At 64.6% G+C, this 26,892-nt stretch carries 26 protein-coding genes; 15 read left to right on the top strand and 11 right to left on the bottom strand.

Annotated elements, in window-relative coordinates; all coding sequences use genetic code 11:
- The 8 genes from hybE to hypE all read left to right on the top strand — a co-directional run bounded on the left by hybE (position 1) and on the right by hypE (position 6,988).
- Positions 1-834, top strand: coding sequence for a [NiFe]-hydrogenase assembly chaperone HybE (gene hybE, locus BMI87_RS07015; RefSeq protein ID WP_078520596.1), 834 nt, complete (start codon positions 1-3; stop codon positions 832-834).
- Entirely contained in the window at positions 831-1,715 is an 885-nt protein-coding gene (locus BMI87_RS07010; RefSeq protein WP_078520436.1) for a hypothetical protein, read from the top strand. Before hybE ends, BMI87_RS07010 begins: the two co-directional genes overlap by 4 nt.
- Positions 1,708-2,049, top strand: a complete 342-nt coding sequence (gene hypA, locus BMI87_RS07005; protein ID WP_078520435.1) for a hydrogenase maturation nickel metallochaperone HypA — start codon at positions 1,708-1,710, stop codon at positions 2,047-2,049. The genes BMI87_RS07010 and hypA overlap by 8 nt, the downstream gene beginning before the upstream one ends.
- Positions 2,049-2,948 carry a hydrogenase nickel incorporation protein HypB gene (gene hypB, locus BMI87_RS07000; protein WP_078520434.1) on the top strand — a complete coding sequence of 300 codons (900 nt, stop codon included), beginning with the start codon at positions 2,049-2,051 and terminating at the stop codon, positions 2,946-2,948. The genes hypA and hypB overlap by 1 nt, the downstream gene beginning before the upstream one ends.
- Entirely contained in the window at positions 2,945-4,420 is a 1,476-nt protein-coding gene (locus tag BMI87_RS06995) for a sigma-54 dependent transcriptional regulator (RefSeq protein WP_078520433.1), read from the top strand. The genes hypB and BMI87_RS06995 overlap by 4 nt, the downstream gene beginning before the upstream one ends.
- Positions 4,420-4,707, top strand: a complete 288-nt coding sequence (hypC, locus tag BMI87_RS06990) for a HypC/HybG/HupF family hydrogenase formation chaperone (protein WP_078520432.1) — start codon at positions 4,420-4,422, stop codon at positions 4,705-4,707. The genes BMI87_RS06995 and hypC overlap by 1 nt, the downstream gene beginning before the upstream one ends.
- A 5-nt stretch (positions 4,708-4,712) precedes the next feature.
- Entirely contained in the window at positions 4,713-5,855 is a 1,143-nt protein-coding gene (gene hypD / locus BMI87_RS06985) for a hydrogenase formation protein HypD (protein ID WP_078520431.1), read from the top strand.
- Positions 5,856-5,968: 113 nt separating this feature from the next.
- Entirely contained in the window at positions 5,969-6,988 is a 1,020-nt protein-coding gene (hypE, locus tag BMI87_RS06980) for a hydrogenase expression/formation protein HypE (RefSeq protein ID WP_078520430.1), read from the top strand.
- On the opposite strand, the gene BMI87_RS06975 is transcribed toward hypE, so the two are convergent.
- Complete coding sequence (locus tag BMI87_RS06975; protein WP_078520429.1) at positions 6,985-8,436, bottom strand: PLP-dependent aminotransferase family protein; 1,452 nt, start codon at positions 8,434-8,436, stop codon at positions 6,985-6,987. The genes hypE and BMI87_RS06975 overlap by 4 nt on opposite strands.
- 65 nt (positions 8,437-8,501) lie before the next feature.
- Here BMI87_RS06975 and BMI87_RS06970 point away from each other — a divergent pair, with 65 nt between their 5' ends.
- Positions 8,502-9,158 (top strand): pyridoxamine 5'-phosphate oxidase family protein, encoded by a 657-nt coding sequence (locus BMI87_RS06970; RefSeq protein WP_078520428.1) that lies wholly within the window; start codon positions 8,502-8,504, stop codon positions 9,156-9,158.
- Here the strand turns inward: BMI87_RS06970 and BMI87_RS06965 are convergent.
- The 3 genes from BMI87_RS06965 to BMI87_RS06955 all read right to left on the bottom strand — a co-directional run bounded on the left by BMI87_RS06965 (position 9,155) and on the right by BMI87_RS06955 (position 11,909).
- Positions 9,155-10,816, bottom strand: a complete 1,662-nt coding sequence (locus tag BMI87_RS06965; RefSeq protein WP_078520427.1) for a hypothetical protein — start codon at positions 10,814-10,816, stop codon at positions 9,155-9,157. The two genes, BMI87_RS06970 and BMI87_RS06965, sit on opposite strands and share 4 nt — an antisense overlap.
- Complete coding sequence (locus tag BMI87_RS06960; protein ID WP_078520426.1) at positions 10,804-11,334, bottom strand: hypothetical protein; 531 nt, start codon at positions 11,332-11,334, stop codon at positions 10,804-10,806. Before BMI87_RS06960 ends, BMI87_RS06965 begins: the two co-directional genes overlap by 13 nt.
- Before the next feature lie 104 nt (positions 11,335-11,438).
- Positions 11,439-11,909 carry a hypothetical protein gene (locus tag BMI87_RS06955; protein ID WP_146681525.1) on the bottom strand — a complete coding sequence of 157 codons (471 nt, stop codon included), beginning with the start codon at positions 11,907-11,909 and terminating at the stop codon, positions 11,439-11,441.
- Between the two features lie 395 nt (positions 11,910-12,304).
- Between BMI87_RS06955 and ugpB the strand changes: the two genes are divergently transcribed.
- The 4 genes from ugpB to BMI87_RS06935 all read left to right on the top strand — a co-directional run bounded on the left by ugpB (position 12,305) and on the right by BMI87_RS06935 (position 16,499).
- Positions 12,305-13,618 (top strand): sn-glycerol-3-phosphate ABC transporter substrate-binding protein UgpB, encoded by a 1,314-nt coding sequence (gene ugpB / locus BMI87_RS06950; protein WP_078520424.1) that lies wholly within the window; start codon positions 12,305-12,307, stop codon positions 13,616-13,618.
- 68 nt (positions 13,619-13,686) lie between these two features.
- Positions 13,687-14,568, top strand: a complete 882-nt coding sequence (ugpA, locus tag BMI87_RS06945; RefSeq protein WP_078520423.1) for a sn-glycerol-3-phosphate ABC transporter permease UgpA — start codon at positions 13,687-13,689, stop codon at positions 14,566-14,568.
- A gap of 32 nt (positions 14,569-14,600) precedes the next feature.
- The gene (gene ugpE / locus BMI87_RS06940; RefSeq protein WP_075774334.1) at positions 14,601-15,437 is read left to right on the top strand and encodes a sn-glycerol-3-phosphate ABC transporter permease UgpE; all 837 of its coding nucleotides are present in this window, start codon (positions 14,601-14,603) and stop codon (positions 15,435-15,437) included.
- A gap of 9 nt (positions 15,438-15,446) precedes the next feature.
- On the top strand, positions 15,447-16,499 hold the full coding sequence (locus BMI87_RS06935) for an ABC transporter ATP-binding protein (protein ID WP_078520422.1): 1,053 nt from the start codon (positions 15,447-15,449) through the stop codon (positions 16,497-16,499).
- Here the strand turns inward: BMI87_RS06935 and bhcR are convergent.
- The gene (bhcR, locus tag BMI87_RS06930) at positions 16,496-17,296 is read right to left on the bottom strand and encodes an HTH-type transcriptional regulator BhcR (RefSeq protein ID WP_078520421.1); all 801 of its coding nucleotides are present in this window, start codon (positions 17,294-17,296) and stop codon (positions 16,496-16,498) included. The genes BMI87_RS06935 and bhcR overlap by 4 nt on opposite strands.
- A gap of 196 nt (positions 17,297-17,492) precedes the next feature.
- On the opposite strand from bhcR, the gene bhcA reads away from it, so the two are divergent.
- Positions 17,493-18,686 carry an L-aspartate--glyoxylate aminotransferase BhcA gene (gene bhcA, locus BMI87_RS06925; RefSeq protein ID WP_078520420.1) on the top strand — a complete coding sequence of 398 codons (1,194 nt, stop codon included), beginning with the start codon at positions 17,493-17,495 and terminating at the stop codon, positions 18,684-18,686.
- A 6-nt stretch (positions 18,687-18,692) separates the two neighbouring features.
- Here bhcA and argE read toward each other — a convergent pair whose 3' ends face one another.
- From argE to cysD, 4 genes are all read right to left on the bottom strand, one after another.
- Positions 18,693-19,847: an acetylornithine deacetylase gene (argE, locus tag BMI87_RS06920; protein WP_078520419.1), complete on the bottom strand. Its 1,155-nt coding sequence runs from the start codon at positions 19,845-19,847 to the stop codon at positions 18,693-18,695.
- Between the two features lie 4 nt (positions 19,848-19,851).
- Entirely contained in the window at positions 19,852-21,036 is a 1,185-nt protein-coding gene (locus tag BMI87_RS06915) for a M24 family metallopeptidase (RefSeq protein ID WP_078520418.1), read from the bottom strand.
- Between the two features lie 134 nt (positions 21,037-21,170).
- Positions 21,171-23,078: a sulfate adenylyltransferase subunit CysN gene (cysN, locus tag BMI87_RS06910; RefSeq protein WP_078520417.1), complete on the bottom strand. Its 1,908-nt coding sequence runs from the start codon at positions 23,076-23,078 to the stop codon at positions 21,171-21,173.
- A 58-nt stretch (positions 23,079-23,136) separates the two neighbouring features.
- Positions 23,137-24,072: a sulfate adenylyltransferase subunit CysD gene (cysD, locus tag BMI87_RS06905; protein WP_256365665.1), complete on the bottom strand. Its 936-nt coding sequence runs from the start codon at positions 24,070-24,072 to the stop codon at positions 23,137-23,139.
- An 83-nt stretch (positions 24,073-24,155) separates the two neighbouring features.
- On the opposite strand from cysD, the gene BMI87_RS06900 reads away from it, so the two are divergent.
- Complete coding sequence (locus tag BMI87_RS06900) at positions 24,156-25,133, top strand: hypothetical protein (protein WP_143594811.1); 978 nt, start codon at positions 24,156-24,158, stop codon at positions 25,131-25,133.
- Here BMI87_RS06900 and BMI87_RS06895 read toward each other — a convergent pair.
- Both BMI87_RS06895 and BMI87_RS06890 read right to left on the bottom strand, forming a co-directional pair.
- Complete coding sequence (locus tag BMI87_RS06895) at positions 25,130-25,879, bottom strand: sulfite exporter TauE/SafE family protein (RefSeq protein ID WP_078520414.1); 750 nt, start codon at positions 25,877-25,879, stop codon at positions 25,130-25,132. The genes BMI87_RS06900 and BMI87_RS06895 overlap by 4 nt on opposite strands.
- A 12-nt stretch (positions 25,880-25,891) precedes the next feature.
- Positions 25,892-26,884 carry an MDR family oxidoreductase gene (locus BMI87_RS06890; protein ID WP_078520413.1) on the bottom strand — a complete coding sequence of 331 codons (993 nt, stop codon included), beginning with the start codon at positions 26,882-26,884 and terminating at the stop codon, positions 25,892-25,894.
- Positions 26,885-26,892 lie beyond the last annotated feature (8 nt).

Here is a 26,892-nt window from a genome sequence, read left to right as displayed (position 1 = left end):
ATCGCGGGGTTCGAGGGCAGCTACATGGGCGCCAATGACCGGATTTCCGATCAGGCGATCATGGAGTGCAAGATCTGCTGGACGCCTTACGATCCGGCGGAGGGAGACGATTTCCGTCAGGTCCTGCCCGGCACGCCGTTCTCGATGCTGCCCGAGGACTGGCATTGCCCCAATTGCGACGCGCCGAAAGAGCAGTTCATGGTGCAGGCCGATCCGGGCGCGCCCGCGATGCTGGAAGCGCGCCGGATCGAGGAACAGGTGGCCAAGCTCACGGCCGATTTCCGCGAGGTCTGGCATTCGAAAATGCGCGACGTGCCCTTGGTGAACAAGGCGCTTTCGGTCGAGCCGGTGGGCTTCGTCTCCCATGAGGGGCGCGGGCTCGGCGTACTTGTCAGCCCGTGGTTCATGAACCTGATCATGTTGCCGCGCGAGAGCGAGGATTGGTCGGCGCTGGTCCCCGGCGCCAAGGAAAACATCGATTTCCCGTCCGGCACGTACGAGTTCATCCATAACGTCCGCGAGATGGGCGGCGGCTACAAGGCGTGCTCGCTCTTCTCGCCGATGGGCGATTTCCAGACGCAGATGCAGGCGACCGATGTCGCCCGCGCGATCATGATGGAACTGTTCAAGGACGAGAACCGCGCCGAGACGGATCGCAAATCCGAAATCCGCGCCGGTCGCGAGGCCGAGCTTGCCGCGGTCGAGGAGGCAGAGGCTGCGCAGGCGGCGGAAGACGCACGCGTCGAAGAGATGGCGCAACCGACCCGGCGCAAGCTGATCTCGGCCGGTCTGGCCGAGGATGCACCGCGCGAAGAGGCGGATGACGCGGAATGAACCAGACGCTCGGCATAACCATTGCGCGCGACGGCGCTCGGCTGAAGGCGGTGCTAGCGCTGCCCGCGCCGAGCCCGGTCGAGGCGATGATGCTGGGCAAGACCCCCGAAGAGGTCGCTGAACTGATGCCCCGCCTGTTCAACCTGTGCGGCATGGCGCAGGGCCTCGCGGTGCGGTTGGCGACGGGGCTGGAGACCGCCGGATGCGACCCGCGGCGCGAGATCTTGCGCGACCATCTCTCCAAGCTGTGCCCGCGCTGGCCCGCGCTGATCGGTCACGACCCGATGCCGCTGCCTGCGGATTGGTCGAAGGGCGGCGCGGCGTTGCAGCGCTGGATCTGGGGCAATGCGCGGCCCTCGCAGCTCGAGGACTGGCTGAGTTCCGGTGCGGGGATCAGCCCGCTTCTGGCGGCGATCGCGGAGCGTTTCGCGCCGGGCGAAGCGGTGGCCGATCTGCCCGACCTGTCGCAGCCTCTCTCGCTGGTGCCGCAGGAGAATTCCGCCGCCGGGCGGGTGCGCGACGCGGATCTGATGCATCAGGCCGAAGCGCGCTACGGGCGCGGGCCGCTGTGGCGGGCGCTGGGGCGCGTGGTCGATCTGGATCGGCTGTGCTTCGATGCGCCGCCCGCGCGCCATTTCGCGCCGGGCGTGGCTTCGGTCGCGGCGGCGCGGGGCGCCTATACCTTGCAGGTCAGACTGAGCGGCGGTCGTGTGAGCGCGCTCACGCGGATCACGCCGACCGACCATCTGACCGTGCCGGGTGGGATGTTGCAGCGCAGCTTGGAGACCCTGCCCGCAGAGAAAGCGTCTTTGGCAAGCTTGGTTGTGGACATACTCGATCCCTGCGTGCCAGTTCTGATGCGGGAGGTCGCCGATGCATGAGATGTCGATCGCCGAAGGCATCCGCGGCGTGATCGAGGATGCGGCCAAGGCCAACAGCTTTTCGCGCGTGACCACGCTGCGGCTCGAAATCGGGCGTTTCGCAGGCGTCGAGAAACACGCGCTGGAATTCGCCTTCGACGTGGTGATGCGCGGATCGCCCGCGGAAGGCGCGGAATTGCAGATTATCGACATCCCCGGCAAAGCGCTCTGCTATGATTGCGCGGAGACTGTGGAAATCGAACATCGACTGGACCCTTGCCCGAACTGCGGCGGCGGCAAATTGCTGGCGCAGGGCGGCGAGGAGATGCGGATCAAGGATATGGAGGTGCTCTGATGTGCACGGTGTGCGGATGCAGCGGACATAGCGTGGAGGATCAGTTCCGCGCCCATCTGGAAAAGAGCAGTCAGGCCGTGCCGAAAGCGGCGCCTCTGGCGGTGCTCGCGCAAGGAGCTCCGGCACCCGCGCAGGGCCATCAGTCTCACGATCACGCCCCCCACCATCACCACCACGACCACGGCGATATCCATATCGGCCTTGGGGCGGCAGGCACCGAAGTGCCGGGTATGAGCCAAGAACGTCTGATCGAGATCGAGACCGATATCCTTTCGAAAAACAACGATTTCGCCGGGAAGAACCGGGCGCGACTGGCGCAGAAGGGCATCTTCGCGACCAACCTCGTCTCCTCTCCCGGCTCGGGCAAGACCACGCTCCTGTGCCGCACGATCGAGATGCTGGGCGATGCGCCGCTCGCAGTGATCGAGGGCGACCAGCAGACCACCAATGACGCGGACCGCATCCGCGCGACAGGCGCGAAGGCCATTCAGGTGAACACCGGCAAGGGCTGCCACCTCGACGGGCGCATGGTGGAAACCGCGCTCGACCGGCTCGCGCTGCCCGAAGGGTCGCTTCTGTTCATCGAGAATGTTGGCAACCTCGTCTGCCCCGCCGCCTTCGATCTGGGCGAGGATGCGAAGGTCGCGATCCTGTCGGTCACAGAGGGCGAGGACAAACCGCTGAAATATCCGGACATGTTCGCAGCCGCCGGTCTCGCGATCCTCAACAAGACCGATCTGGCCCCCTATTGCGATGTCGATCTCGATCTCTACGAGGCCAACATCAAGCGCGTGAACCCGGAGATCGAGGTGCTGCGCGTCTCGGCCCGCACGGGCGAGGGGATGCAGGCGTGGCTCGATTGGCTCAAGCGCGGGCTCGACCGGAAGGCCGCGTCATGACCGGCTCGACCCCGGCCATCCTCCTCGTCGATGACGAGCCCCATTCGCTTCAGGCGATGAAAATGGCGCTCGAGGACGAGTTCGAGATCCTCACCGCGCCGGGGGCTGAAGAGGCGATGTCGGTGCTCGAAGAGGAATGGGTGCAGGTGATCTTCTGCGATCAGCGCATGCCCGGCCGCTCGGGGGTCGATTTCCTCACCGAAGTGCGCGAGCGCTGGCCGGAAACGGTGCGGGTCGTGATCACCGGCTATACCGACAGCGCGTCGATGGTGGCCGCGATCAACGATGCGGGCATTCACCAGTTTATCGCCAAACCCTGGCATCCCGAGCAGCTTCTGGCCGTGGCGCGCAATGCCGCGCGGATGTTCCAGCTGTCGCGCGAGAACGAGCGGCTGACGCTGGAGATGCGGTTCCTCAACTCGACCACCGAGACGCGGGTCGAGAAGCGGCGGCGGTCCTTGCGCGAGGGGATGGGGTTCGAGACGATCCTGCGCGCGCCCAATTCCGCGATGAACGCGGCGGTCACTCTCGCGCGGCAATATGCCAGCTTCGACGTGCCGGTGCTGATGACGGGCGAGCCGGGCACGGGCAAGACGCAGATGGCCCGCGCGATGCATTACGGCTCGCTGCGTTCGGAGAAGCCGTTCTACGAATTGAATATTTCGGGCATGCCGGAAGATCTCGCGATGGTCGAGCTGTTCGGCGCCAAGCGTGGCGTGCTGCCCGGCGGCGTGGCCAAAATCGGGCTGGCGCAGAAAGCCGACCGCGGCACGCTCTATCTGGCGGGGATCGAGGGCGCGAGTCCGGCATTGCAGCTTGCGCTACACCGGATGCTGCGCGACGGGACCGTGACGCCGGTGGGCGGGCAGGAGGCGGTCTCGACCAATCTGCGACTGATCGCGGGTGCTGCGGGCGACCTGCGCGCAGGCGTCGCCGAGGGGCGGTTCCGCACCGATCTTTACTATGCGCTGAGCCTTGGCGAGATCGCGATCCCGCCGCTGCGCGCGCGGCGCGGCGATGTGGCGATGCTGGCGCAGGCGATCCTGTCCGAGGTCGCGACGAGCCACGGCAAGCCGGTGATGGGCTTCGAGGCGGCAGCGCTGGAATTTCTGGAAAATTACGACTGGCCGGGCAATCTGCGCGAACTGACCAACGAGGTCACGCGGATGCTGATCTTCGCGCAGGACAATGTGCTGGGCGCAGAGCTGATCTCGCGTCACATCCTGCAGGCCGATCCGTCGGATGAGGGCGCCGACCGCGCCGCCGAGGACGTGATGACCGCCGAGGGCACGCTGAAGGACCGGATCGAGCTGATGGAAATGCGCATCCTGCGCGAGACGCTCACCCGCAACCGCTGGAACAAGAGCCGGGCTGCGGCCGAGCTGGGCCTGTCGCGCGTGGGCCTGCGGGCGAAACTGGATCGTTACGGCATCGCCGACCCGTCGGTGGCCACTGAGGAGGAGAGTGACTGATGTGTTTGGGTATTCCGGGCCAGATCGTGGCGATCACCGATGAGACGCGCCAGATGGCGATGGCCGAAGTGTCGGGCGTGCGCCGCGAAGTGAATGTGGCCTGCGTGGCCGAGGGCGCGCTGGAGGGGCTCGTAGGCCAATGGGCGCTGATCCATGTCGGTTTCGCGATGAGCCTGATCGACGAGGACGAGGCCGAAAAGACGCTGATCGCGCTGCGCGATCTTGGCGAGGCGCAGGAGGCGCTGGAACAGATGGCCGCGGGCGACGCCGCGCTGGCAGGGGAGTGAGGCAGATGAAATTCGCATCCGAATTCCGCGATCCGAAAGCCGCCAAGGTGCTGCTGGCCGAGATCGCCAAGGTGGCCGATCTGATCGGCGCGACGAAGGACAAGCCCGTCCACATCATGGAGGTCTGCGGCGGGCATACCCATTCGATCTTCCGCTACGGGCTCGACAAGCTGGTCCATGAGGGCATCGAGTTCATCCACGGCCCCGGCTGCCCGGTCTGCGTGCTGCCGCGTGCCCGCGTCGATGAATGTATCGAGATCGCGGAACGTCCGGGCGTGATCTTCACCACTTTCGGCGATGCGATGCGCGTGCCGGGCACGAAGAAATCGCTTCTGCAGGCGAAGGCCGATGGCGCGGATATTCGCATGGTCTATTCGCCGCTCGACGCGCTGGAACTGGCGCGCCGTAACCCGGAGCGCGAAGTGGTGTTCTTCGGGTTGGGGTTCGAGACCACGACCCCCTCCACGGCGCTCGCGATCCGGCAGGCCGCGCGCGAAGGCTTGGGCAATTTCAGTGTGTTCTGCAACCACATCACCGTGCCCGAGCCGATCAAGGCGCTCTTGGACGATCCGCATATGTGCCTTGATGGCTTCATCGGGCCCGGTCATGTCTCGATGGTGATCGGGATCCACCCTTATGACTTTATCGCGCAGGATTACGGCAAGCCGATTGCGGTGGCCGGGTTCGAACCGCTCGATCTGCTGCAATCGGTGCTGATGGTGCTGCGCCAGATCGCGGAAGGCCGCGCCGAGGTCGAGAACCAATATGCCCGCGTCGTGCCCGAGCATGGCAATCCGGTCAGCCTTGCCGCGATCGACGATGTCTACGAGACGCGGCCGTCGTTTGAATGGCGCGGCTTGGGTGAGATCGACAAGTCGGGGCTGCGCATCCGTGCGCAATACGAAGCCTATGACGCCGAGGAGAAGTTCGGCATCGGCTATGCCACCGGTCGGCGCGAGGTCGAAGAGGCCGAGGGCTGCGCCTGCGGGCAGGTGATGACGGGGCGGATGAAGCCGGTGGAGTGTCCGCAATTCGGGCGCGGCTGCACGCCGGAAATGCCGCTTGGCGCGCTGATGGTGAGCTCGGAAGGGGCCTGTGCGGCATATTGGCAATATGGCGGCGCGCGCGCTGTCGAGCCGGCGGAGTAGGGGGCTCTGCCCCCCGTCGCCGGAGGGCGACAGTGATTGAGGGAGGAGGGGGCTCCGCCCCCGCGGCTTTGCCGCTCCCCCGGGATATTTGAACCAAAGCGAAGGTAGGTAGAATGGCTCTGCGCGACGAGCGGGTGACGCTGGCCCATGGCGGCGGCGGCAAGGCGATGCGGGATCTGATCGAGGAGGTGTTCACCTCGGTCTTCGCGCCGCCCGGCATGGAGGATCAGGCGCGGCTGCAGGCCGAGGCGCTGGCCGAGCCCGGCGCGCGGCTGGCCTTTACGACCGATAGCTACGTGGTGACGCCCATCGAATTTCCGGGCGGCGATATCGGCAAGATCGCGGTCTGCGGCACGGTGAACGATCTGGCGGTGGGGGGCGCAAAGCCGCTCTGGCTCTCGGCGGCCTTCATCATCGAGGAAGGCACCGAGATCGCGCTTCTGCGCCGGATCGTGGCGACGATGGCGCGCGAGGCTGAGGCTGCCGGTGTGAAGATCGTTACCGGCGATACCAAGGTCGTGGGGCGCGGGGCCTGTGACGGGGTGTTCGTCACGACGGCGGGCGTCGGCGTGATCCCCGGCGGGGTCGAGATGGCCGCAGGGCGGGTCGCGCCCGGAGACGTCGCCATCGTGAACGGGGTGTTGGGCGATCACGGCGCGACGATCCTTGCCGCGCGGGGCGATCTGGCGCTGTCGAGCGCGATCGAGAGTGATTGCGCTGCTCTGGGGCATCTGATGGTGGATGTGCTGACGGTGGCGCCGGGCGCGAAAGCCGCGCGGGATCTGACGCGGGGCGGGTTGGCCTCGGCGCTTAACGAAATTGCGGAGGCTGCGGGTTGCGGGATCGAGATTGAGGAGGATGCGTTGCCGCTGCGCACCGAGGTCGTGGGGATGTGCGAGATCCTCGGGCTCGATCCTTTGTATCTGGCCAATGAGGGGCGGCTCGTGGTCTTCGTGCCCGAGGCCGAGGCCGAGGCGGCGCTGGCCGCGATGCGCGCGCGCCCCGAAGGGTCCGGTGCAGTGATCGTGGGCCGTGCGGTCGGGGGGCATAAGCAGGTGCGAATGACGACGGCGTTCGGAGGTCAGCGCATCGTCGATATGCTGGTGGGCGAGCAGTTGCCGCGTATCTGCTAAAGCGCCCTCAGCAGGGCGCGCAGCGTGTTTGCGGCGCCGCTCAGCGCCCGTTCGTCGAAGGCGGCATAGCCCATGAGCAGGCCCTGCGGCGGGTCGGGCAAGCGGGCATGGGACGATAGCGCCCGCAGCGTGAGGCCCGCCGCTTTCGCGCGCTCGGATATTGCGCGGTCGCCCAAGGGAGCGAGGGCCGGGCCGAGGCCTGCGCAGAGATGCATTCCCGACGGGTCGGGCTGAAGCTGGAGAAAGTGCTCCAGCCCCGCCAGTTCGCTCAGCAGGTGACGCTGGCGCTTCGCGTAGTGGCGCCGCATCCGCCGCAGATGGGTTGCGAATTCGCCGCTTGCCATGAAGCTCGCCAGCGCCGGTTGCGGAACCATCGAAACCCGTGATCCAGTCGTCGCAATCGCGTCGCGCATCGGGGTCACCAGCCGTTCGGGCAACACCAGATAGCCGATCCGCAGCGCCGGGCTGAACAGTTTCGAAAAGCTGCCCATATAGATCACGCGCTGCAGCCCATCGAGCCCCGCCAGCGCCGGCAGGGGCTGACCGCGATAGCGGAACTCGCTGTCGTAATCATCCTCGACGATCAAAGCATCGCGCTCGCGTGCCCAGTCAAGCAGCGCCAGCCTGCGCGTCAGCGGCATCGCGATCCCGGTCGGGAAATGGCGCGAGGGGGTGATGGTGACCGCGCGGGTCTCGGGCGGCAGATCGGCGGGGTCGAGCCCCTCTGCGTCGATGCGCACCGGGCGATCGGTGATCCCGCTTGCGGCCAGCACTTGACCCATCGTCGCCCAGCCTGGGTCTTCGGTCGCCATCAGCGCGCCGGGGGGCAGCGCCGCCCGCGCAATCAGGTCGAACCCATCCCACGCACCGCCGGTGATCACCACCTGTTCGGTCGCGCAATCGAGGCCGCGCCACGCCGCGAGGTGGTCGCGGATCGCCTGCCGCAGCGGAGTCCAGCCGAACGGGTCGGGCCGGTCGAGAAGCGCGGGATCGGGGTTGCGCCATGCCCTTTCGAGGTGGCGTGCCCAGAGCCTGTGCGGGAACAGCGCCTGATCGGGCAGGCCGGGCTGAAAGGGCAGCCAGGCGGTGGCGGGCGTGTCCTGCCGAGCCTCTGATGCTTTGCTGGTCGCGTCCCGCGGCGCGGGCGGTGCGAGATGGGGCAGGTCCTCGGCCACATAGGTGCCGCCGCCGGGTCGCGTGCTCAGGTAGCCCTCGGCGATCAGCTGATCATAGGCGGTGGTCACCGTCATGCGCGAGACCGACAGCTCCTCGGCCAGTGCGCGGCTTGGCGGCAGGCGCTCTCCGGCTGCGGCGGGATCGGCGCGCAGCATCTCGCGCAGCGCTTGGGTCAGCTGCGTGTGCAGCGGCAAGCCGGAGCGGCGATCCAGCGACAGGCCGAAAAGGGAGGTGTTCAGATTGGACTGGTGCATTTTGGCGAAACTGGACATGTTTTACTATCCGATAGGGCGGTATCGCTGCCGGGACAAGATAGACCCGCTTTGATGAGAGCCCCATGACCGAGACCCTTCCCGTGACCGACCGTTCCCGCCTGCGCCGCCTGTATGAGCGGGGCCATTTTGACCGCGATACGATCAACGCGATCCTCGATGCGCAGCCGATGTGTCATGTGGGCTATGTCCGCGACGGCAAGCCTTATGTGACGCCGACCATGCAATGGCGCGAGGGCAATCACGTCTATTGGCACGGCTCTTCCGCGAGCCGCGCTCTGCGCAGCGAGACGCAGGCCGAGGTTTGCCTGACGGTGTCGATCCTCGACGGGTTGGTGCTGGCGCGCTCGGGGATGCATCATTCGCTGAATACGCGGTCGGTTATGCTCTACGGGACCGCGTTCAAGGTGGAAGACCCGGCGGAGAAGCTGCAGAAGCTTGGGAATTTCGTGAACCATCTCTATCCGGGGCGCTACGAGATGCTGCGCCCGGATCACGAACAGGATCTGAAAGCGACGACCGTGCTGGGGATGGAGATCGCCGAGGGTGCCGCGAAGATCCGCACCGGCGGGCCGAGTGACGACGAGGAGGATTACGCGCTGCCGATCTGGGCCGGGGTGATCCCGATCCGTATGGAGGTGGGCGACCCGATCCCCGATCCGCGCAACCTCGACGGTGTCGAAATGCCCGCGCATGTGCGCAATTTCCGCTATGGCGGTTAATTGGCCTGCGCGATCTGGTCCAATTCCCCAAGGCGCATCTCGTAAAAGAAGGTGAGGCAATCGATCAGGCTGCGGAATTGCAGCGGGTCGTTCGTGTCGATCCCGCCCGGACGACAGGCGCGGTCGCGAATCTTGAGCCAATGCCGCTGGCTCTGCTTCGTGCCCTCTGCGTCCTTCGCGACGGCGCGGGGATAGAGCTTGCCCAGCACCCCGTCGAGCTGCCCGAGCGGGCGGATCAGGCAGATCACCTCCGCCGCCGGATCGAGCTTGCCGGTGCAGTCGAAGCTGGGGCCGATGATATCGGGGAATTGGGCGAGGATCGGCGTGAGCTCTTCGGAGGGCTCGATGGCGGGGAAATTGTTCCAGACGCCGTCGGGGCCGAGGATGGTGAAATCGTTGATCGGGTAGGGGCCCTTGTAGTCGAGCACATCGCGCTGCGTGGCTGTTGTCCCGTTCATCGTGAGAAACGTATCGTTGTCATGGATGTCGATATTGTAGGTTTTGACATACCATTGGCCGTCAGCGTCCCTGAAAACATTGCAGTCGACGCGGCCCGGACCTGCGAGCTTCGCTTGCAGGTAATAGGAGTCGTCGCCCGCGGCGGGCAGTAAAACATTCGCCGTAAGGGGGCCGATTTTCACCTTCTTCAGCCTTGGGCGGGGATTGCCCGAGGTTTTAAGGCCTTCTTCCGTCGCATATCCGAAGCTTGAGTATCTTGACCACAAGCGGATCAGGCCGTGCTCGGGTATGGCCTCTGAAGATACTGGCGGGCCAGTCATCACCCGGCGACCGGTATTTGCGAATACCAGGAATTCGCAGGCGTTTATGGCGCCGAGAATGTCCACATTGGCCGGGTTCGGGGCGCGGTCGGCAAGGACAGTCGTTTTGGTCTGATCGAGCCGGTTATATGAATTGATCAGCAGGTACTGCTCGCCCAGCGGCCTGTCGTCGTCCTTCTGATATTTCTTGCCGATCATTTCGAAGACGAAACCCGGGGCGATATTCCATGTCCCCATCCGCTTCGTGAGTTCGTTGATCGCGTCCTGAGCCTGTGCGTAGAATTGCGTGGCGATTTGATTGCCGAGCGTGCTCGAAAACGGCGTGCCATCGGGGATCATCAGCGTATTCGAGAGGCTCGAGAACGGCGCGTGAAACCCGACGACGCCCTCGGTGTGAACGTATCGCGCGTTCCACATCGGGTAGCCGCGCAGCATCCTCTCTGAGCCGCCCAGGAACGCGATCGCACAGGCCGAGAGGCACCGGTCGCCTTTGCCGACGAATGTAGCGAAGCCGCGGATCGAGTCGGAGAGTTTGAGACCCTCGTAGAAATCGCCGCCGTCACTGTCGAGAGAGACGACGACGGGGCGCATATTCACCCCGCCCGAAATCGGATCGAAAATCTCGCTGGCCCTGTCGGTGATCAGGTTCCGGAATGTCTCTGCGTCGCCGGGCGCGATTTCGCCTCTAATATGAATGTGCAACGCGTTCTTGAAATCGAAGCTGTCGCCCGGCTTGGTCCCGGTGGCCATATCCACGCCGATATAAGGTAACACGAACTCATTCGTGATCGGCGGTGCCCAGTAGATGTCGGCTGCCTGGGCAGTCGGCGCGAAAGCGAGAGTGCTCAACAGGGCAACGGCGGGGATCAGTCGTCGCATCTGGCCTCCACGAAATTCTGCAGGCCGGCCCCGAGCCCGGAAGTGCCGAAGGTCTCGCGCACTTGGGTGAGCGGGCCTTGGTAGAGGTCGGCGAAATTCGCGGCGTAGCCACAGAAATAGTCGGTGGCGATCTGTGCGTCGCAGCGTTTGGTCGCGATGCATAGCTCGACCTGATCGAAGAAATTCGCCATCTCTGACACGGCCGCGAATTGCTCCTGACGCTTTACGGGAGGGCGTTTCTGGAACAGCAGGTCAAGAAATTTTTGCCGCTGCGCGGGAGGGATGCCGCCTTTGATCGCTGTGACTTTGGCTAGGGCGTCCGAGTTCTGCCACCAGAATTGCGCAAGTTCGCGGCGGGCGCTTCCTGCATATTCGAGGTCGGAAAACCGTGCGACCATTTCGAGCGAGAGATCGGCTTTCCGGTCCTCGCGCCATTGGTAGATTTGCCCGGCGGTGAAGAGGAGGGCAGCTATCGTGGCGATCCAGGAGCCCATCTCGATCTTATCCCGGAGGCTCATGGCCGCGTTGGACGCGACTTCGGGCGAAGCGGTCGTATCCGTTTCAGGCGCGTCTCTGGGCACATTGGGGGCGTCTGCGGCAGGGGGCGGCGTCTGCCCCGCGCTCACTGCGGGCATCCCGAGAAATCAAGCTCGGCCACCGGAATTTCGGTCTTCTCGTCGAGCTTTGCGACCTGCTTGCGCGCGACGCTGTCGAAACTGTCGCGCAGGCATTCGAGCTGCGCACGTGTCAACACGAGCACCGCAGCTTTGGGATTGGCGGGAATGACCGCGCCGGATTGCAACCGCGGCAGACCTTCCGAGTCGATGGCGGAATTGCGGCTCGTTCCCTGTGCGATCTCTGCTGCGGTGGGGTCGAAAACCCCGTCCTTACAGAAGCCCACGAAGAGGATTGACGGGAATGCCCGTTGCTCGAGGTAGTCGGTTGCATGATCGCGCAGGCATTCGGCCTGATCCCATCGCAGAGCGGGACCTTCACCGGAGCTTTGGGCGAAAGCTGCGCCCGTCGATGCGAGGGCGATCCCTGCGGCGGCAAGGATCGGAAAAGCAGAAAACTGATACGACGCAACGAACATGACGATGATCCGAACCGAATTGAACCATTTCAACAGGCTAGCAAATCGGAGGGATTCGGCAAAGCGCCGCCGGGGGCGAGGCGAAACATGCTCGGGCGTTGCGCGGAGCTGTCGGTTTTTGTTCGGTTTTGGTCGAAGCGCGCAAAAATGCGCTTCACAACATCGTGAGCAATGGATTGGCCTAACTTCGAGAAACTTCGAAATTCCTATGAAAAATAGGGATTGAGGGGGCGCGGCTCCGCATCGGGTAACGCGACCGAGCGTCAAAGCGAAAACGAAATCACTCTCTTGTTTTGTTCCTGTTACATCCGCACACTACGCCGCGTAGCGCGGAGGCTTCGCTTGGGGCCTCAGATCCATCCAACAATGAATCCCGCTACATATGGGAGGAAGACATGAAGAATTTTGCACTCGGTGCGGCGCTTGCGTCGGCCTCGCTCATTGCGCCTTTCACGGCCAATGCAGCGACGGAAATCCAGTTCTGGCACGCCTTCACCGGCCGTCTCGGCGAGCTCGTCGATCAGCAGGTCAAGGACTTCAATGCCAGCCAGGACCAGTATGAGGTCGTGGCGACCAACAAGGGCAACTACTCGGAAACGCTGAACGCCGGGATCGCGGCTTTCCGCGCCGGTGAGCAGCCCGACATCCTGATGGTGTTCGAGGTCGGCACGGCGACGATGATGGCCGCCAAGGGCGCGATCAAGCCGGTCTATCAGGTGATGGAAGACGCGGGCGTGGACTTCAATCCCGACGATTATATCGGCGCGGTGAAGGGCTACTACACCACCACCGACGGCAAGATGCTGTCGCTGCCCTTCAACTCCTCGACGCCGGTTCTCTGGGTCAACCGCGACATGCTCGACGAGGCAGGCGTGGCCAAGGATGCGCCGCTGACCACCTGGGAAGATGTCGGCAAGGTGCTCGACCAGCTGAAGGCTTCGGGCGTCGATTGCCCGATGACCACCGCGTGGCAGAGCTGGATCCAGCTCGAGAACCTCTCGGCCTATCACAACGTGCCGTTCGCCAGCCAAGAGAACGGCTTCGCCGGTCTCGACGCCAAGCTGGAATTCAACGGCCCCGTTCAGGTCAAGCATATCCAGACGCTGGGTGACTGGGCCAAGAAGGGCGAGTTCATCTACAAGGGCCGCCGCAACGAAGGTGGTGCGGACTTCCGCGCCGGCACCTGCGCGCTCTTCACCGAGAGCTCGGCCGGTTACGCGGGCATCAAGTCCGAAGCCAAGTTCAACTTCGAGGTTCACCCGCTGCCCTATTGGGGCGACGTGGACGGTGCGCCGCAGAACACCATCATCGGGGGCGCTTCGCTCTGGGTGATGTCGGGCAAGGAAGACAGCCATTACAAGGGTGTCGCCGAGTTCCTGAGCTATCTCTCCTCGCCGGAAGTGCAGGCGAAGTGGCACCAGGACACCGGCTACCTGCCGATCACCAAGGCTGCGGCTGATCTGACCCGCGAGCAGGGCTTCTATGACGCGAACCCCGGCACCGATGTGGCTGTGAAGCAGATGACCGCGAATGCGCCGACCGAGAACTCGAAGGGCATCCGCCTGGGCAATTTCGACCAGATCCGCGGCATCATCGACGAGGAACTGGAAGCTGTCTGGGCCGGTGACAAGACCGCTCAGGACGCGCTCGACAACGCGGTGGAGCGTGGCAACCAGCTGCTGCGCCGCTTCGAGCAAGCCAACCGCTAACCCAAATCCGGCCGCGGGCGGGGGAAACCTGCCCGCGGCTATTTCTATTCGAAGGCCCCGATCCCGACATGGAAAAACGCGTAACTTTCAAGGGCTGGCTCTTGCCGATGCTGCTGCTTGCGCCGCAGTTGATCGTCTCGGGCGTGTTCTTCTTCTACCCGGCGGGCGAGGCGGTGTGGCAATCGCTGTTCATCCCCGATCCGTTCGGCCTGTCGATGCAATATGTGGGCCTCGGCAATTTCGAATACCTCTTCAACGACCCCTATTATCGCGCGTCCTTCGTGACGACGGCGGTGTTCTCGACCCTCGTGACACTGGTCTCGATGATCCCGGCGCTGTTCCTCGCGGTGCTGGCGGATCGGCTGGTGAAAGGGGCGGGGACCTATCGCACGCTCCTGATCTGGCCCTATGCGGTCGCGCCCGCCGTGGCCGGTGTGCTGTGGCTGTTCATGTTCAACACGCGGATCGGTGTGGTCGCCTTCTATCTCAACCAGATGGGTTACGACTGGAACCATGTGCTCAACGAGCATGAGGCGATGGGGCTTGTCGTCGTGGCGTCGGCCTGGGGGCGGATCAGCTACAACTTCCTGTTCTATTTCGCGGCGCTGCAAGCGGTGCCGAAATCGGTGATCGAGGCGGCGGCGATCGACGGGGCGCGGTTCTGGCGGCGCTTCTTCACGATCGTGCTGCCGCTCCTGTCGCCCACGACCTTCTTCCTGCTGGTCGTCAACATCGTCTATGCCTTCTTCGAGACCTTCGGGGTGATCCACACGATCACGTCCGGCGGGCCGCAACAGGCCACCACGATCCTCGTCTACAAGGTCTATGCCGACGGGTTCGTCGGTCAGGATCTCGGAAGCTCCGCCGCGCAATCCGTGGTGCTGCTCGTGGTCGTGGGCTTCCTGACGGTGCTGCAATTCAAATTCGTCGAGAAGCGGGTGCATTACTGATGGCTGACATGCACAACGAACCGCCCCCGGGCATGGTGGAAAAGCGCGGCTCCGGTCTTTGGCTGACCCATGTGCTGATGATCGCGGGCGTGCTGGTGATCTTCTTCCCGATCTGGCTGGCCTTCGTGGCCTCGACCCACACGCAGCAGGAGATCGCGCAGGCGCCGATGCCGGTGATGCCGGGCTCGCACCTGATCGAGAACTATTCGGACGCGCTGTTCTCCGGGGTGAACGTACCGGTCGCGACGATGCTGGTGAACTCGCTGGTGATGGCGTTGGGGATTGCGCTCGGCAAGATCGCGATCTCGCTCTTGTCGGCCTTCGCGATCGTCTATTTCCGCTTTCCGGGGCGGCGCTTCTTCTTCTGGATGATCTTCATCACGCTGATGCTGCCGGTCGAGGTGCGGATCGTGCCGACCTACGAGGTCGTGGCGGGCTTCGGGATGCTCAACAGCTATTCCGGGCTGATCCTGCCTCTGATCGCATCGGCGACGGCGACCTTCCTGTTCCGGCAGTTCTTCCTGACGGTGCCGGACGAGCTGGCCGAGGCTGCGCGCGTCGATGGTGCGCGTCCGATGCGCTTCTTCTTCGATATCCTGCTGCCAATGAGCCGCACGAATATCGCGGCGCTCTTCGTGATCCTCTTCATCTATGGCTGGAACCAGTATCTCTGGCCGCTTCTCATCACCACCAATCCCGAGATGAACACCATCGTCATGGGGCTCAAACAGATGTTCCCGTCGGGCGACGATATCGCCGATTGGCCGGTCATCATGGCGACCTCGATCCTCGCGATGATCCCGCCGGTGATCGTGGTGATCTCGATGCAGAAACTCTTCATTCGCGGCCTCGTGGACAGCGAGAAATAAGGGCAGACAATGGCGACCGTTGAACTCGAAAATATCAAGAAACGTTTCGGCAAGACCGAGGTTCTGCACGGGGTCTCGATCGACATCCAGGATGGCGAATTCATCGTCATCGTCGGTCCTTCCGGCTGCGGGAAATCGACGCTTCTGCGTATGGTCGCGGGGCTGGAGAGCATCTCCGAGGGCGAAATCCGCATCGGCGAGGCCCGCGTGAACGAGCGTGAGCCGATGGACCGCGACATCGCGATGGTGTTCCAGAACTACGCGCTCTACCCGCATATGTCGGTGCGCCAGAACATGGGCTACGGGCTGAAGATCGCGGGCATGGCGAAACCCGAGATCAAGCGCCGCGTCGACGAGGCTGCGAAACTGTTGCAGCTGTCGGACTATCTCGAACGCAAGCCGCGCGAATTGTCCGGTGGGCAGCGTCAGCGGGTCGCGATGGGCCGCGCCATCGTGCGTGAGCCGTCGGTCTTCCTGTTCGACGAGCCGCTGTCGAACCTCGACGCCAAGCTGCGGGTGCAGATGCGCGTCGAAATCCGCGAGCTGCAGCGCAAGCTGGGCGTGACGGCGCTTTACGTGACCCACGATCAGGTCGAGGCGATGACCATGGCCGACCGGATGATCGTGATGAACGGGGGCGTGGCCGAGCAGATCGGCACGCCGCTCGAAGTTTATGAGCGCCCCGTGACCATCTTCGCAGCGCAGTTCATCGGCAGCCCGTCGATGAATGTCATCGATGCCGAGGTGCGCGCCGGTCAGGTGATGCTGGGCCATGTGACGCTTGGCCCGACCGATCTGCCCGATCGCCCGGTCAGCCTCGGCATTCGGCCCGAACATCTGCATCCCGACGATAACGGGCCGCTGACGCTGAACGTTACCCTGTCCGAGCCGCTGGGCGCGAATACGCTCCTGCACGGCACGCTGAAAGGGCGCGGCGAGGCGATGACCGCAGCGCTGCCGGGCGTGCATATGGAGAAGCAGGCGGTGGGGCAGGTGCGGCTTTCGGTGAACGCCGAGGACCTGCATCTCTTCGATCCGAAAACCGGTCAGCGGCTGAATTAAGCCGCCCCGATCCGGTGGCTGATCGCTTTCGCGGCCTGAGCGACCGCTTGCCCGAGGGCGGGCAGGCGGCTATCGGGAATTCGCTGTACGGGGCCGGAGACTGAAATCCCCGCCACCGCGTCACCATGTGCGTCGAAGATCGGCGCGGCGATGCAGCGCATGCCCAACGTGCGTTCTTCATCGTCCACCGCGTAGCCCCGCGCCGTGATCTGCTCCAGTTCTGCGCGCAAGGCTTCCGCATCGCCGATGGTGCGATCATTGAACTGCGCGAAATCGTAATCCGCGAGGAGCTGGTCGAGCCGGTCCGGGGCAAAGGTGCTCAGAAGCGCCTTGCCGATGCCCGACGCGTGCAGCGGCGCGACCGTGCCCGGCGGGAAGAACGCCCGGATCGGATCATGCGTCTCCACCTGCCCGGTAAACAGCACCTGTCCCGCGCGCTCGACACCCAGATTTGACGTTTCCCCGGTCGCGCGCATCAGATCCTGCATCAGCGGCCGGGCACGCTCGAACACATTGGTGCGCCTCAGGAAGGCTGAGCCGATGCGGAAGGCCGCCGGGCCGATATGCCAATCCTGCGCCTCGGGCTCCACGAAATCGCGGGCATGAAGCGTGGCCAGAACGCGGTGCATCGTTGCCGGAGACTGGTCCAGCTCGCGCGCGATGGCGCTCAGCGACAGCCCGCCATGCCGCGCCAGCAGGTCCAGCACGTCGAGCGCCCGGTCCAACGCAAGGATCGTGCCCTGCGCGGGGTCTGTGTTGAAGCCTTTCGGGCGGCCCTTCCGGCGGGGCGTGGTCATCGGGCGCACCTCTGAGCGGCAAAAAGAAATATCTTACGCAGTATAAAGCAAAATCTAATTTCACTGTGTGAAAAAATCAAAGCCCTGAATTCCCTAAGAATTCTCGAATGATGCGGTGCAAACGCCCACGAGCCGTAAAAATTTCTGCATCAGCCGCGCCATGGTAGAAACGCTTCCGACACATGGAGGAGGCGTCATGATCCATCTCAATCCCGTTTTCATTCCGGGCCCGACCAACATTCCCGAGACGCTGCGCAAGGCCGTCGATATCCCGACGATGGATCATCGCAGCCCCGGTTTCGCCGATATCATCCACCCGGCGCTGGACGGTGTGAAGAAGGTGCTCAAGACGACCAAGGGCGAGGCCTTCGTCTTCCCCGCGACCGGCACCGGCGGCTGGGAGACCGCGATCACCAACACGCTCTCACCCGGCGACAAGGTTCTGGCCTGCCGCAACGGGATGTTCAGCCATAAATGGATCGACATGTGCCAGCGCTACGGGCTGGAGGTCGAGGTGGTCAGCGTCGCATGGGGCGAGGGCATCCCTGTCGAGCGCTTCGCGGACATCCTCGGCGCCGACACGGGCCACCAGATCAAGGCGGTGCTTGCTACCCATAACGAGACCGCAACCGGCGTGACCTCGGATGTCGCGGGCATCCGGCGGGCGATGGATGCGGCAGGGCATCCGGCGCTGTTCTTCGTGGATGGCGTCAGCTCGATCGGGTCGATGGAGTTCCGGATGGATGACTGGGGCGTCGATGTGGCCGTGACCGGCAGCCAGAAAGGCTTCATGCTGCCGCCGGGCCTCGCCATCACAGGCTTTTCGCAAAAGGCGCTGGAGGCAGTCGAGGGCGCGAAGCTGCCGCGTTGCTTCTTCGACATTCGCGACATGCGCACGGGCTATGCGGCCAATGGTTATCCCTACACGCCGCCGGTGGGGATGCTGAACGGGCTGAAGGCGTCCTGCGACATGCTGCTGGAAGAGGGGCTGGGCAATGTCTTCGCTCGCCATGCCCGGATCGCGGAAGGCGTGCGCCGCGCGGTGGCCGCTTGGGGGATGGAGCTTTGCGCCGTCTCGCCCGATCTCTACTCCAACAGCGTCAGCGCGGTGCGTGCGCCCGATGGGTTCGACGCGGGTCGGATCGTGGCGCAGGCGCTGAATACCTATGGCGTGGCCTTCGGGGGCGGGCTTGGCGATGTCGCGGGCAAGGTGTTCCGAATCGGGCATCTGGGCCTGATGACCGATGTGATGGCGCTCTCGGGGCTGGCCACGGCCGAGATGGCGATGGTCGATCTCGGCCTGCCGGTGGAGCTGGGCAGCGGGGTTGCCGCAGCCCAGGCGCATTACCGCGAGACCGCCGCCACCCCTGTGCGACAAGCCGCCGCGTAAGAGCGGTCAGGTTCGGGCGCTGGCGAGCCTTCCCAGCATCGTCAGCGCCTGATCCATCTGCTCGAGCGAGACGAATTCGTCGGCCTTGTGGGCCTGCTCGATCGAGCCGGGCCCGCAGATCACGGCATCCATCCCGAGCGACTGGAACAGCCCGGCCTCGGTGTTGAAGGCGACGCAGCCTGCGTGGTTCTGGCCGGTCAGCGCGAAGACCAGATCACGCGCGGCATTGTCGTCCATCGGCTCGAGCCCGACGACCTCGCCGATGGTCTCGGTAGCGATCCCGGCCTCGGGCGCGATCGCGCGCATCTCTGGCAGCAGCGTGTCTTCGACGTAGCTCGCGATCTCGCCTTTGACGAACTCCATGTCGGCGGCGTTGATCGGGCGCATCTCCCAGGCCAGTTCGGCGCGGGGCGCGATCACGTTATGCGAGATGCCGCCTTTCAGCGCGCCCACGTTCAGCGTCGTCTGCGGCGGGTCGAAGCGCGAGCCTTCGGGGCAGCGCTTTACCAGTTCGGCGCGCAGCTCGAAGAGCCGGTTGATGTAGCGCACTGCGTATTCGACCGCGTTCACGCCCTTCTCGGGGGCGGAGCTGTGGCCCGGCAGGCCCTCGAAGCGCACGGTATATTCGCAGCAGCCCTTGTTGCCGTCGAAGACCTGCATCGAAGTCGGCTCGCCGATGATGCAAAGCGCGGGTTTGACCGGGCGTTTCGCGAGCAGCTTCACCAGTTCCTGCGCGCCCAGACAGCCGACTTCCTCGTCATGAGTGAAGGCGAAATGGATCGGGCGGGTTTTCGCGGCTTCGGCCAGCAGATCGAGCGAGCCGAGACAGGCCGCGATGAACCCTTTCATGTCGCAGGCGCCGCGCCCGTAGAGCTTGCCGTCACGCTCGGTCATGGTGAAGGGATCGCTGGTCCAATCCTGATCGGTGACCGGCACCACGTCGGAATGGCCCGACAGCACGAGCCCGCCGTCGCGCGGCGCGCCCAGTGTCGCGAAGAGGTTCGCCTTGTGGCCGCTTTCGTCGACCATCACTTCCACCGCCGCACCGACGGTTTCCAGTCGGTCCGCGATGTAGTGGATGATCGGCAGATTGCTGTCGGTCGAAATCGTCGGGTAGGCGATCAGGTCCGAGAGGATCGCGCGGGTGGTGTCGATCCGCATGGGCTCAGTCCTTGATGAACAGTTTGCGCTCGACGTTGCACAGGGGCAGGGCGGGGCCGTCCTCGGTGATCACGATGGTCTCCGTCGTCTCCATTCCCCAATGATCCATCCAGAGGCCGGGCATGAAGTGGAAGGTCATGCCGGGTTCAAGGATCGTCTCGTCGGTGTCGCGGATCGAGACGGTGTGCTCGCCCCAATCGGGCGGGTAAGAGCAGCCAACCGCGTAGCCCGCGCGGTTGGGCCGTTCGATGCCGACCTTCGCAAGCTCGACATTCAGCGCGCGCGCGATGTCGCAGGCGCGGTTGCCGGCGCGGGCGACCTCGATCCCGGCGTTCAGCCCCTCGGTCAGCGCCTCGGACGCGTCGATCATATGTTGCGGCGGTTTGCCTAGGAACACGGTCCGGCAGAGCGGCGCGTGATAGCGGCGATAGCAGCCGGATTGTTCGACGAAGGTCGCCTCGCCCGCCTTCAGCGCCTCGCCGTTCCATGTCAGATGCGGCGCGGAGGCGTCGGGGCCGGAGGGCAGCATCGGCACGATGGCCGGGTAGTCGCCCCAGCTGTCTTCCTCGCCCTGCACGGCGGTGCGATAGAGCTCGCCCACCAGATCGTGCTTGCGCAGCCCCGGCTCGGCCAGCTCCATCGCGCGTTCGATCACCAGTTCGGAAATCCGCGCGGCGCGGCGCATGAAGCGCAGCTCCTCGTCGGATTTGATCAGGCGCTGCCAGTTCACCAGCACCGAGGCATCGAGCAGCGTGGCCTCGGGTAGCCCTTCATAAAGGACCGCATGGGCCTTCGCGGTGTAGAAATAGGTCTCCATCTCGACACCGATCCGGGCTTTGCCGTAGCCCATGATCCGCAGGTGCGAGGCGAGGTCTTCCATCGGGTGCATGATGTCGGATTGCACCATCGCGTCGTTGTAGTGGAGGATGTTTTCCTCCTCCATCCAGACGGTGCGGCGCGCGCCATTGGCATCCATGAAGCGGCCCCACCAGTAGGGCGCGCCTTCCATCGGCAGGATCACCCCCTGATGCGTGTAGAAGGACCAGCCGTCATAGCCCGTCAGCCAGAACTGGTTCGAGGGGTTGGTGATGAAGAGAATGTCGATCTCGCGTTGCGCCATCGCCGCACGCACGAGCGCGATCCGGCGGGAATATTCGAGTTCGCTGAAGTGCACGTTTTCGATCGGCATTCGGGCTTCTTTCTGCTGGCGTTATTTCGGGCAGGTTGGGGCGCGCCCCCGAGCGAGGTCAAGGCCAAAACGAAAACGTGCGGCCCCCGGGAGGGCCGCACATTCGCGTCATTTGGGGCGGTGGATGTAACCGCTTACGGAATGAGCCGCTCGATGATCAGATCGGCCGCTTCCTCGGGGCTGATCGCGGTGGTGTCGATCCGCATCTCGGCATTCTCGGGCGCCTCGTAGGGCGAGTCGATGCCGGTGAAGTTCTTCAGCTGACCGGCGCGTGCCTTGGCATAAAGCCCTTTCACGTCGCGGGCCTCGGCCACTTCCAGCGGCGTATCCACGAAGACTTCGAGGAATTCGCCCGGCTGCATCATCGCGCGGACCATGTCGCGCTCGGAGCGGAAGGGCGAGATGAAGGCCGTGACCACGATCAGGCCCGCATCGGTCATCAGCTTCGCGACCTCGCCGACGCGGCGGATGTTCTCCACGCGGTCGGCCTCGGTGAAGCCCAGATCCTTGTTGAGGCCGTGGCGGACGTTGTCGCCATCGAGCAGGAAGGTATGGCGGTTCATCCGCGCCAGCTTCTTCTCGACGATATTGGCGATGGTCGATTTGCCCGAGCCCGAGAGCCCCGTCAGCCAGACCACGGCGGGTTTCTGGTGCTTCATGTTGGCATGATGCTCGCGCCCGATATCGGTCGCCTGCCAGTGGATGTTCTGAGCCCGGCGCAGCGCGAAGTTGATCATGCCCGCAGCCGCCGTCTGGTTGGTCATCTTGTCGATCAGGATGAACCCGCCCAGATCGCGGTTCTCGCCATAGGGCGCGAAGGGGATCTCGCGGTCGGTGGTGATGTTGGCCACGCCGATCGCGTTCAGGTCCAGCGTCTTCGTCGCCAGATGCTCCTGCGTGTTGACGTTCACCTCGTATTTCGGCTCGTGGACGGTCGCCGAAACCGTCTGCGTGCCGATCTTCAGCCAATAGGCGCGGCCCGGCACCAGTTCGGTCTCGTCCATCCAGACGAGTGTGGATTCGAACTGATCGGCGACTTCCAGCGGCTCTTTCGCGGCAACGATGACCTGACCGCGCGAGCAGTCGATCTCGTCGGCGAGCGTGATCGTCGTGGATTCGCCCGCCACCGCCGTGTCGCGGTCGCCCTCCAAGCTGACGATCCGCGCGACTTTCGAGGTCTTGCCCGAGGGCAGCACGCGGACTTCATCGCCCGGTTTCACGGTGCCCGAGGCGATCAGGCCCGAGAAGCCGCGGAAATCGAGGTTCGGGCGGTTCACCCATTGCACGGGCATGCGGAAGGGGCGCTCCTGATCGGAGGTCACGTCCACCTCGACCGCCTCAAGGTAGGGCAGCAGCGAGGGGCCCTTGTACCAAGGCGTGTTCTCGCTCGGGCCGGTGATGTTGTCGCCCTTGAAGCCCGAGATCGGGATCGGGGTGAAGCCTTCGATGCCGATGCTGTCGGCGAAGGTTTTGTAATCGGCCACGATCTCATCGAAGGTCGCCTGATCGTAATCGACGAGGTCCATCTTGTTCACGGCCAGCACGATATGGCGGATGCCAAGCTGGTGGACGAGATAGGAGTGGCGCCGCGTCTGGGTCAGCACGCCTTTGCGCGCGTCGATCAGGATCACGGCCAGATCGGCGGTCGAGGCGCCGGTCACCATGTTGCGGGTATACTGCTCGTGGCCGGGGGTGTCGGCGACGATGAACTTGCGCTTCTCGGTGGCGAAGAAGCGGTAGGCCACGTCGATGGTGATGCCCTGCTCGCGCTCGGCGGCGAGACCGTCGACCAGCAGCGCGAAGTCGATCTCCTGGCCCTGGGTGCCGACGCGCTTGGAGTCGGCCTCGAGGGCTGCCAGCTGATCCTCGAAGATCATCTTACTGTCATAGAGCAGCCGCCCGATCAGCGTCGATTTCCCGTCATCGACCGAGCCGCAGGTGATGAAGCGCAGCATGGTCTTGTGTTGATGCGCCTCGAGATAGGCGTCGATATCCTGCGCAATCAGCGCGTCGGTCTTGTAGATCGGATCGTTGGTCGTCATGTCGGCTCACCTGATAGGGTGGAAATGAAGGCGCGCGTGCGGCTCGGGAGAGGAAGGCTCAGAAGTAGCCTTCCTGCTTTTTCTTCTCCATCGAGGCGCTCTGATCGTGGTCGATCGCGCGGCCCTGACGCTCGGAGGTGGTGGTCAGCAGCATTTCCTGAATGACTTCCGGAAGGGTCTGTGCCTCGCTCTCGACGGCGCCGGTCAGCGGGTAGCAGCCCAGCGTGCGGAAGCGCACCGAGCGCATCTTCGGCTCCTCGCCGTCGCGCAGCGGGAAGCGGTCGTCATCGACCATCAGGATCAGCCCGTCACGTTCGACAGTCGGACGCGGGGCCGAGAAATAGAGCGGGACGATCTCGATCCCTTCAAGGTGGATATATTGCCAGATGTCCAGTTCGGTCCAGTTCGAGATCGGGAAGACGCGGACGCTCTCGCCCTTCGCTTTCTTGGCGTTGTAGAGGCGCCAAAGCTCGGGGCGCTGGTTCTTCGGATCCCAGCGGTGATTGGCCGAGCGGAACGAGAAGACGCGTTCCTTTGCGCGGGATTTCTCCTCGTCGCGGCGCGCGCCGCCGAAGGCCACGTCGAAGCCGTGTTTATCCAGCGCCTGTTTAAGACCTTCCGTCTTCCACATGTCGGTATGCAGCGAGCCGTGATCGAACGGGTTGATCCCCTTGGCCTTCGCCTCGGGGTTCTGGTGCACGATCAGCTCCATCCCCGCATCCTTCGCGGCCTTGTCGCGCAGGTTGTACATCGCCTGGAATTTCCACGTCGTGTCGACATGCATCAGCGGGAAGGGCGGCGGCGACGGGTAGAAGGCCTTTTTCGCGAGATGCAGCATCACCGCGCTGTCCTTGCCGACGGAATAGAGCATGACCGGATTATCGGCTTCGGCCACGACTTCGCGCAGGATGTGAATGCTCTCGGCTTCGAGCCGCTGCAGGTGAGTCAGGGTCTTGTTCATGAGGGAGGTCTCTGTCTGAACGCGGTTTTCCAAGATATAGGCGTCGGGTTTTGCTGGATAACCCCCCAAATGGGGGGTAAATACGGCTTATGTTGGGTCAGTCCGAAAACACACTGTTGATCAACGCGCTCTTCGCGGCGGCGAGTGAGGCGGGGAAAGCTGGCTGGGTGCGCTTTCTCGAGCGGCTATGTGAGGCTGCCCATGCCGAGGGCGCGGCGGTGCAGATTCTCGCGAACGAGGGGGAGGGCGCGGGCTGGCAGGTTGGCAGGATTGCTTTGCCCGATGCCGCGCGCCTGCACCCGATGCGTCTGGACCGCGTCTATTCGCAGATCGATCTGCCGGGCGATATCGAGTGGCCCGGGCCGCTCCGCGCGCTGAAAGTTGCGGCGGGGGCGGCGGGACAGGCTGTGTTGATGATCGCGCGTCCGCATCGGGATTTCCGCGCGGCCGAGGCGCTGGCGCTCTCGACGCTTGCGCCGCATCTGGGGCAGGCAATGATGATCCGCGAGGCGCTCGGTGGCGAGCGGGCCCGTGCTGCGCGTGATACTGAGGCTGCCGAAGCGCTCGGCGCTGGCTGGGTGGTGCTGACGCCTGCGGGCACGGTGCTCGCATTCGACCCGCGCGTGGCGGCGGAGTTCGATGCGCAAGGCTGGTTGCGGCTGCGCATGGGCGCACGCCCGGAATTCGCCGATCCCGACGCCGCGCTGCGCTTTCGTCAGAACCTTGCTGCACTTGGAGAGGGGCGGGAGGTCGTCCGGCCGATTCCACTGGGACCTGAGGGCCGGGGTGTTCTCTGTCTTGCGCCGGGACAATGGCGGGGCAGTCCCGCACTGATCGGTCATCTGCGCGACATGCCGCGGGCCGAAGCTTTGCCAGTCGCGCGGATCGCGGGCGCGCTCGATCTCAACCGCTCCGAGGCGCGGCTTGCGGCGCTTCTGTGCGACGGGGCGAGCCTGCGCGACGCGGCCGAGCGGCTGGGCTGGACGCTGGAGACCGCGCGCTCGACCTCGAAGCAGATCTACGCCCGCGCGGGTGTCAGCGGCCAGACGGGGCTGTTGCGCAAGATGTTCGGCTCGGCGCTCTGGCTGGGTTAGCCGCGTGCAAAGAAGACCGCCGCCATCACCAGCCCGACCGCGATGATGAAGCCGCGCAGCAGCGCCATGTTGGTGATCCGCTTCGACAGATGCGCGCCGAGATAGCCGCCGATGGCGCTCGCGATGCCCAGCACCAGCACCGCCTGCCAGTCGATCAGCCCGGCCACCGCATAGGTCACGACCGACACCAGCGACAGCACCGCCGAGACGAGGTTCTTCAACCCGTTCATCGCGTGCAGATCGGTGAAGCCGATCAGGCCGAGCGCCGCGAGCAGCATGATCCCGAGCCCGCCGTTGAAATAGCCGCCGTAGATCGTCACGGCCATCAGGAGGGCAAAGGCCGAAACCGCGCCCATCGTGCGGCCCGAGCGTTGCAGCGCCTTCAGCAGCAACGGCCCGAAAGCGAAGGCCGCCGTCGCCAGCAGCAACAGCCACGGCACCACGCCTGCGAACAGCTTCTCAGGGGTGATCAGCAGCAGCAGCGCGCCGAGAAAACCGCCGGCGACGGCCGCGATCAGGATCGTGCGCAGCGCCATCGGCCCCTTATGGCGCAGCTCGTGGCGGAAGGCCCATGCGCTCGACAGATAGCCGGGCAGGGCCGCCAGCGTCGCGGTCGCATTCGCGGTGATCGGCGGCACGCCGGTCCAGACAAGCGCGGGGAAGGACAGGAACGTCCCGCCGCCCGCGACCGCATTCAAAGCGCCCGCCGCGAGGCCGGCGAGCGCGAGGATCAGAAAAGACAGCATTATCTACCGTAATCAGCCGAGGTCAGGTGCGACCGGAACGACGATCCGCCCGCGCACCTTTCCATCGAGGAATTTCGGCGCGGTTGCAATCACGTCTTCCAGTGCGACTTCGGTCTCCATCGCGGCGAGCTTGTCCATGTCGAGATCGGCGGCCAGGCGACGCCATGCCTCGACGCGGTCCGCAACCGGGCACATCACGCTGTCGACGCCTGCGAGCGTCACGCCGCGCAGGATGAAGGGGGCCACGGATGTCGGCAGGTTCATCGAGCCCGCCAGACCGCAGGCCGCAACGGTGCCGCGATAGGTCATCATCGACAGGACATTGGCGAGGACTTCGCCGCCGACCACATCGACAGCCCCGGCCCAGCGTTCCTTGTTCAGCGGGCGTGGTTTGCCAGAGACATCCTCGCGCGGAACGATCGACGATGCGCCGAGGCCCTTGAGGTAGTCTTCCTCTTCGGGGCGTCCTGTCACGGCCGCGACCTTGTAGCCCAGCTTGCCCAGAAGCGCGGTCGCCACGCTGCCCACGCCGCCGGTCGCGCCGGTCACGACGACCTCGCCGCTCTCGGGCGTCACGCCATGCGCCTCGAGCGCCATCACGCAGAGCATTGCCGTGTAGCCCGCGGTGCCGATCGCCATCGCCTGACGCAAGGAGATCCCGTCGGGCAGCTTCACCAGCCAGTCGCCTTTCAGATGGGCGCGCTCGGCCAGCCCGCCCCAGTGCTTCTCGCCCACGCCCCAGCCGTTGAGCACGACCCGGTCGCCTTTCGCGAAATCGGGATGCTTGCTGTTGGCGACGACGCCCGAGCAGTCGATGCCCGGCACCATCGGGAAGCTGCGCACCACGGGGCCCGCGCCGGTAATCGCCAGCGCGTCCTTGTAGTTCATCGTCGAGTAGGCGACGTCGACGGCCACCTCGCCTTCGGTCAGATCGGGCAGGTCGATCTCCTTGAGCGAGGCGCTCTGGGTCTCTTCGGGTTTCTCGATCAGAATGGCTTTGACCATGGGGTATC

Origin of the sequence: Thioclava sp. F28-4 (assembly GCF_002020045.1) — a bacterium.
In the GTDB taxonomy this organism is placed as follows: domain Bacteria; phylum Pseudomonadota; class Alphaproteobacteria; order Rhodobacterales; family Rhodobacteraceae; genus Thioclava; species Thioclava sediminum.
This window is presented reverse-complemented; position numbering and strand designations above follow the sequence as displayed.

Excerpts from the sequence above, each read along its gene's own strand:
- BMI87_RS07010 (WP_078520436.1), top strand. The coding sequence starts at position 831 with ATGAACCAGACGCTCGGCATAACCATTGCGCGCGACGGCGCTCGGCTG.
- hypA (WP_078520435.1), top strand. The coding sequence starts at position 1,708 with ATGCATGAGATGTCGATCGCCGAAGGCATCCGCGGCGTGATCGAGGAT.
- hypB (WP_078520434.1), top strand. The coding sequence starts at position 2,049 with ATGTGCACGGTGTGCGGATGCAGCGGACATAGCGTGGAGGATCAGTTC.
- BMI87_RS06995 (WP_078520433.1), top strand. The coding sequence starts at position 2,945 with ATGACCGGCTCGACCCCGGCCATCCTCCTCGTCGATGACGAGCCCCAT.
- hypC (WP_078520432.1), top strand. The coding sequence starts at position 4,420 with ATGTGTTTGGGTATTCCGGGCCAGATCGTGGCGATCACCGATGAGACG.
- hypD (WP_078520431.1), top strand. The coding sequence starts at position 4,713 with ATGAAATTCGCATCCGAATTCCGCGATCCGAAAGCCGCCAAGGTGCTG.
- hypE (WP_078520430.1), top strand. The coding sequence starts at position 5,969 with ATGGCTCTGCGCGACGAGCGGGTGACGCTGGCCCATGGCGGCGGCGGC.
- BMI87_RS06975 (WP_078520429.1), bottom strand. The coding sequence starts at position 8,436 with ATGTCCAGTTTCGCCAAAATGCACCAGTCCAATCTGAACACCTCCCTT.
- BMI87_RS06970 (WP_078520428.1), top strand. The coding sequence starts at position 8,502 with ATGACCGAGACCCTTCCCGTGACCGACCGTTCCCGCCTGCGCCGCCTG.
- BMI87_RS06965 (WP_078520427.1), bottom strand. The coding sequence starts at position 10,816 with ATGCGACGACTGATCCCCGCCGTTGCCCTGTTGAGCACTCTCGCTTTC.
- BMI87_RS06960 (WP_078520426.1), bottom strand. The coding sequence starts at position 11,334 with ATGAGCCTCCGGGATAAGATCGAGATGGGCTCCTGGATCGCCACGATA.
- BMI87_RS06955 (WP_146681525.1), bottom strand. The coding sequence starts at position 11,909 with ATGTTCGTTGCGTCGTATCAGTTTTCTGCTTTTCCGATCCTTGCCGCC.
- ugpB (WP_078520424.1), top strand. The coding sequence starts at position 12,305 with ATGAAGAATTTTGCACTCGGTGCGGCGCTTGCGTCGGCCTCGCTCATT.
- ugpA (WP_078520423.1), top strand. The coding sequence starts at position 13,687 with ATGGAAAAACGCGTAACTTTCAAGGGCTGGCTCTTGCCGATGCTGCTG.
- ugpE (WP_075774334.1), top strand. The coding sequence starts at position 14,601 with ATGGTGGAAAAGCGCGGCTCCGGTCTTTGGCTGACCCATGTGCTGATG.
- BMI87_RS06935 (WP_078520422.1), top strand. The coding sequence starts at position 15,447 with ATGGCGACCGTTGAACTCGAAAATATCAAGAAACGTTTCGGCAAGACC.
- bhcR (WP_078520421.1), bottom strand. The coding sequence starts at position 17,296 with ATGACCACGCCCCGCCGGAAGGGCCGCCCGAAAGGCTTCAACACAGAC.
- bhcA (WP_078520420.1), top strand. The coding sequence starts at position 17,493 with ATGATCCATCTCAATCCCGTTTTCATTCCGGGCCCGACCAACATTCCC.
- argE (WP_078520419.1), bottom strand. The coding sequence starts at position 19,847 with ATGCGGATCGACACCACCCGCGCGATCCTCTCGGACCTGATCGCCTAC.
- BMI87_RS06915 (WP_078520418.1), bottom strand. The coding sequence starts at position 21,036 with ATGCCGATCGAAAACGTGCACTTCAGCGAACTCGAATATTCCCGCCGG.
- cysN (WP_078520417.1), bottom strand. The coding sequence starts at position 23,078 with ATGACGACCAACGATCCGATCTACAAGACCGACGCGCTGATTGCGCAG.
- BMI87_RS06895 (WP_078520414.1), bottom strand. The coding sequence starts at position 25,879 with ATGCTGTCTTTTCTGATCCTCGCGCTCGCCGGCCTCGCGGCGGGCGCT.
- BMI87_RS06890 (WP_078520413.1), bottom strand. The coding sequence starts at position 26,884 with ATGGTCAAAGCCATTCTGATCGAGAAACCCGAAGAGACCCAGAGCGCC.